Origin of the sequence: Psychrobacter sp. FME13, from assembly GCF_014861395.1 — a bacterium.
Classification (GTDB): Bacteria; Pseudomonadota; Gammaproteobacteria; order Pseudomonadales; family Moraxellaceae; genus Psychrobacter.
This window is the reverse complement of the sequence record NZ_RRYV01000184.1, coordinates 1-5,430: the sequence shown is the minus strand read 5'-3', so window position 1 is coordinate 5,430 and position 5,430 is coordinate 1. Positions and strand designations below refer to the sequence as shown.

The 5,430-nt window shown below is 36.9% G+C and carries 4 protein-coding genes; all 4 read right to left on the bottom strand.

Features of this window, described 5'->3' with window-relative positions; all coding sequences use genetic code 11:
- Nucleotides 1-338 precede the first annotated feature (338 nt).
- The gene (gene ssb, locus EI164_RS14370) at nucleotides 339-836 is read right to left on the bottom strand and encodes a single-stranded DNA-binding protein (RefSeq protein ID WP_192520609.1); all 498 of its coding nucleotides are present in this window, start codon (nucleotides 834-836) and stop codon (nucleotides 339-341) included.
- Nucleotides 837-1,304: 468 nt separating this feature from the next.
- Nucleotides 1,305-2,804 (bottom strand): DNA-processing protein DprA, encoded by a 1,500-nt coding sequence (locus tag EI164_RS14365; RefSeq protein ID WP_192520608.1) that lies wholly within the window; start codon nucleotides 2,802-2,804, stop codon nucleotides 1,305-1,307.
- A complete protein-coding gene (locus EI164_RS14360; RefSeq protein WP_225739322.1) occupies nucleotides 2,797-4,899 on the bottom strand; it encodes a RecQ family ATP-dependent DNA helicase in 2,103 nt (700 codons plus the stop codon). The genes EI164_RS14365 and EI164_RS14360 overlap by 8 nt, the downstream gene beginning before the upstream one ends.
- A 380-nt stretch (nucleotides 4,900-5,279) precedes the next feature.
- On the bottom strand, nucleotides 5,280-5,430 hold a 151-nt coding region (locus EI164_RS14355; RefSeq protein ID WP_192520607.1), incomplete at its 5' end, for an IS1 family transposase.

Here is a 5,430-nt window from a genome sequence, read left to right as displayed (position 1 = left end):
TGACGTTTGCAGTCCTTGCACTGGTAGTTGTGCTTGCCATAGCTTTTTTTTGCCGTGTATCGAAAAACTGGGACTGTGACAGTCGGGGCAATTGATCTGTATTTGTGTCTTCATAACCTCAAATATATCATCTTGCTTCGGCTGTCACCCTCCTTTCTTCTCCTCAGCATACTTTCTGACACACCACCCATTAGTTTACCAAGTTTGTCTCTATGATTTCTTTAGCATAGCTGAGTCGCATTGGAGTGCCTAAACTCAAATACTCCCTTTCTGAGCCACTACCTCACCAACTAGCTGATACAAGTTGTTCAAACGTTTTGATAGTTATTTCCAAAATTTTAAAATTGACCATCAAAGTGAGGAGCGAAGGGAATATAGTCATCTACTGGTCCAGGTGGAAGCCCCTGATTAACATTACTTTTATTTATTTTATTGTTCGGTGTTTGCTGGTCATTCTGAGGCTTTTGACGGTCCGGATGAATGATTTGTTTGTTGTTATTTTCATTACTATCTAGCATCTGCATCTGGTCAGCGCGAATTTCAGTCGCATAACGGTCGCTACCGTCAGGGGCTTGGTACTTACGAGTGCGTAAGCTACCTTCGATATAGACTTTACTACCTTTACGCAGATACTGAGCGGCGATTTCACCTAAACGATTGAATAGTGAGACACGATGCCATTCGGTCGCCTCTCTTTTCTCACCGCTTTGTTTATCAGTCCATTGCTCAGAGGTCGCTACTGAGATGTTAGTAACGCTACCGCCATTATTAAATTGACGTGCCTCAGGATCTGCACCGAGGTTTCCGATGATGATAACTTTATTGACTCCGCGCATAATATTTCCCTCTTAGTTTGGTAATTATTTAAATAATACATTGTAGTAGTTGCGCGACATCTCCACACGCTTCTTTGCTTGATCTATCAAGGACTTACCATGTTCAATCTTTACTAACCTAATGCATTTGTGTTTATGAAACATAGCGTTATCTATTAAAATTACACAGGGTGTGTTTAAGTTTTGAATAAGTGTGTCTTTGCACCAGTCATACATCATCTCCCAATCTATATTCTTATATAGATATATAACCCGGTAACCTTCCCAAACCTAAGACAGCTAACAAATAGAATTAAGCTGCCTGACTCAGTTTCTGTATTGGTGTAAAGCCCTACTATAAAATAGTAGGGCTTTTTTACTTCTACTTATTCAGGGATGTCCTAGATAACGACTTCAAACCATGCTTAGCTCATTGTTTTAATTGTAATAGTGTTCTGAATTTATAGCCTACTACAAAATTAATTACTATCAACAATCTATAGGCAAACAAAATTCTTTTTTCCTTTTACTTGATCGTATAAGAAGCTTTTTATCAACAAGATACTTTAACCACTTATCAAGAGCCGTTTTTCCCATCATCTCAAACTCTGGAAAACGCTCTTCAATAAGCTTTATATCAATATACTCTTGAACACCCGGAATAGCATGCTGATCGAATAAAACTTTAAGCTGCTGATAAAAGCTATTTAATAAAGGCATATCCGAAACTATTTCTACATTAGACAATGCTAATTTATGATCTTCTATAGTTTTACTTATAATTAAGTCATCATTACTCAGCTTAACAGGTTTTAAAGGAATGATATCAGATTTTCTATTCTGTATTGTTGATGCTGTACTTCCATCTTCCTGCTCCGTAGTCGAGTCAAATAGCCCCACTTGTATAGGTGTAGCATTATTTAAAATAGACTCTTTATATCCCGCATCTTTACCATTTATGACTGCACTTAAATAGTCTAAATCAGCACCTAAAGACAATGGTTTTGCTTCAGTAGTAACTCTTGAGAGCCCCTTTAGCAAAGATAAGTTACCGGAATGAATTGGAGTTTTATGCTGTGAAACAAATAATGGAACCCATTTATTTTTTAAGTTTTCTTTAGCACCTTCAAATGTACCACTTTTTTTATTCTTATCACTTTCACCTGAACATACTACAATTGTAGCTTGAGATAACAAATAAATAAATTTATTGCGTGCCATAGCATTAGCAGGCGAAAACCTGCTTTCTGGAGAAAAAGGAGTAATCAGTGCTAAACTGTTCGATTTAAGATAAGGCCGCCATTGACTATTTACACTAGCCTTTAATAAGCTATCAGCTAGCACTCCTACACTTGAATTCCCATTGCTTAAAGATGAAAGCATAGACCTAGAGTCAATCCCTTTAGCACCGCCCGACACAACTTGAAATCCAATATTATTTATCATTTGTACATAATGATCTGTTGCTTCTAAGTCTTCATCGTCAGCATCTCTAGACCCCACAAATCCTACAGAAGGCTTGCTCAGCAACTGAGCATTTCCTATACCAAACAATACTGCTGGAGCTTGTTCTTTAAGTACTGATTTGAACTGAGGTGGATAAAGCGTATGCCCTCTGTCTAGTATCCAGACACCAGCTGCACTCCACTTCTCTAAAGCCATGCTTAAACTTACACCTCTATCTAGTAAAGCACTAATACGCTGAGATGTAATGTCATTAATAGTTTGATCAATTTTATTCAAAGCAACCTTCTGCTTTACTAATAAATGGTTTTCAGGACTTTGCCAGCGCTCAAATACCTCATCAAGCTTTGTTTGGTTCAACAAGTCTGAAGGTTGGTACTCAAATGTATTTAACCAACGCGCAAAGTAACCATATCCATTAACTGTTAAAGGCTTGCATTGACGTATATCGTGGTTATTGAAGTACGTGGTCAACAATAAGATCACTTTAGTGTTTTCGCTAATTGTTTTTTCTATATTATCCATTTTTCGTTGTACTCGTTAGTGCAATTGGAACGACTTGTTTTACACCTTGCCTACGCAAGAGAGCTCCGGCAATGGTAAACGTCCATCTTGAATCAACAGCATCGTCAACTAGCCATACAGGATTGCTATATATATTATCAGTATTGACAATGAAAACTCCATCTAAGTTCTTACTTTGGTGGAAGCTATTTTCCATAGTTTTTTGAGGCGGTCTTAATTCTTGTAGAGATAAAGAATCTAGGCACGGTACGTTGAGAGCTTGAGCTAATTTATAAGCAAAATTTCTTACTAAATTTGGTCGCCGTGGGGAAGGTATGTAGGTTATCCAAGCTGGACGTTCACCATAATCTAAGCTGTTGATCATTTTGACAGTAGGGGAAATCAAGTCATCACTGAACTCACCTTCCTTCTTACCCTTTGCTACTAAATCTCCCCAACCTCCATCCTTCCATGAAGACAAAGCATAACCTGTTTCACATTTCAGCTTAATATCTTTATAAGGAAATTTATACTGAGGAAAAGCTTGGCGAGCATTATCGTTTGAACTTGCAAAAGTAGCACGAGGTTTTATTTCTATATATCTATGCCTTAAATAGTCACGAGCATCATTGACAAAAACATCATCAACTTGTTCACTAAGTGCGTTTTCTGGGTTACAATTTGCACATTTACCGCATTTTCTAGTATTTAAATCATCTAGTTCATTACCTAAAAAGCACATTAAGCAATCTTTCGACTTGTGATACTCAAGCAATCTAATCCACTCACCTTCCTTAATCGTATTTAATCGTTTTATTTTCTCATGAGGGACTTTATAATCAAACTGAGTCCTGTAGTAGAAACTACCATCCCTCAGTATTGGTGACGGATTCTCAATGCTTAAAAACTTTAAGATATCTTCAATTTTACCCTTCGAAAAATTCACTAATGGCTCTAATTGCGTTAACTTAACTCCATCATGTTTTTCAATCACAGCTAACAAAGTATTAATTTGGTCTTCTTTTGGAAAAGCATTATCAATAAAATACTTCTGTATGCGTGCATCGTCCTCCCCTAACATCATAATACCTATCGCATGCTCTATGCCACGCCCCGCTCGCCCAACTTGTTGATAATATTCAACCACATTACCTGGTGCTTGATAATGAATAACAAAGCTTAAATCAGGCTTATCAAAACCCATCCCTAGTGCTGATGTTGCAACTAAAGCCTTGATGCTATTACTTATTAATCCTTTCTCAAGCTGTACTTTAGAGTTATTATCAATATTACTATGATATGCATAAGCATCAATGCCTTTGGTTCGCAAGAACCCTGCGACAATTTCACAATCCTTAGTCGTTTTTGCATAAATAATTCCAGTACCATCTATTTGTGGTAAGTTTTTAACTAGCCATGCTAATCTCTCAGATTTATTAGATAGATGAATATTCTGTAATTGTAGCGTTTGACGCATTAAAGGTCCTCGGACAATTTCTAACCGCTCACCAAGTTGAACCTTTATATCATAAACGACACGGTCATTTGCTGTAGCTGTAGTAGCAAGAACAGGTATATTTTCAGGCATATTTTGAAGAACTCGAACTATTCGGCCATAATCAGGACGGAAATCGTGTCCCCAGTCAGAAATACAATGTGCTTCATCGACTACAAACATTCCTATGCTGCTACTAATTTGGCTTAAGACTTCCTCAGAAAAATAAGTTTGTCCTAATTGTTCTGGAGCTATGATTATGGCATCAACTTTATGGCTAAGTATCTGATTTTCAGAATCTTGTTTTTCTGCTTTCTCCATCGAAGAGTTATAAGATACAACTCTAAGTCCTAACTTTTCAGCAGCGTTAATCTGGTTTCGAATTAGAGATAATAGAGGTGAAATTATGATAGTAGGTCCATAACCTTGCCCTCGTCTCAGTTTAGTAGAAATAAAATATACAGCACTTTTACCCCAACCGGTTCGTTGCACTACTAATAACTGTTTCTGTTTATTTACAAGTGCATCAATTGACTCCCACTGATCGTGATGAAAGACCGAAAGCTGATTGCCAGTCATTTGCCTTAGATAAATTTCTGCCGCTTCTTTTATCTCACTCATACTCAAACCTCATTATTCTATTTTTTAACACCTGATGAATTCTTAGAAGCATATGTAACTTATTTGGGACTAACATTGTTCAAATGAATAAGATAGTAAATACATCCTAATGCTTATAAAGCTTGGCCTGAACACAATTATACTTCCTTTCTCTGCACACGACAAAAAAACAAAAAAGTCTGTTAAAGCAAAGGCATAATAGTAATTTTTAAGACGAATCAGACCATGCCAAACTTTAACAGACTTAGTGAAACTTTAACCCAAAACCTGAGCATGAACAAGGCAAGAATCAATTGTTTGAGCCTAATGATAATAGCCCTGATTACTACTCAAAGCAGTAATCTTAAAAAAAAGGTGGTGTGTCAAAAAGTATGCTGGCATCAGACGTAGCCATAATTGACATAAAAGAACACCAGATCGAATACTTTAAAGTGATTATCAAGCTTTTTTGAGAAGCAACAAGTCTTTCTAACCGATCGTCTTAATCGGTGTCTAAGACGGCAGTTATTACCTTCTATACCTACCGTATGC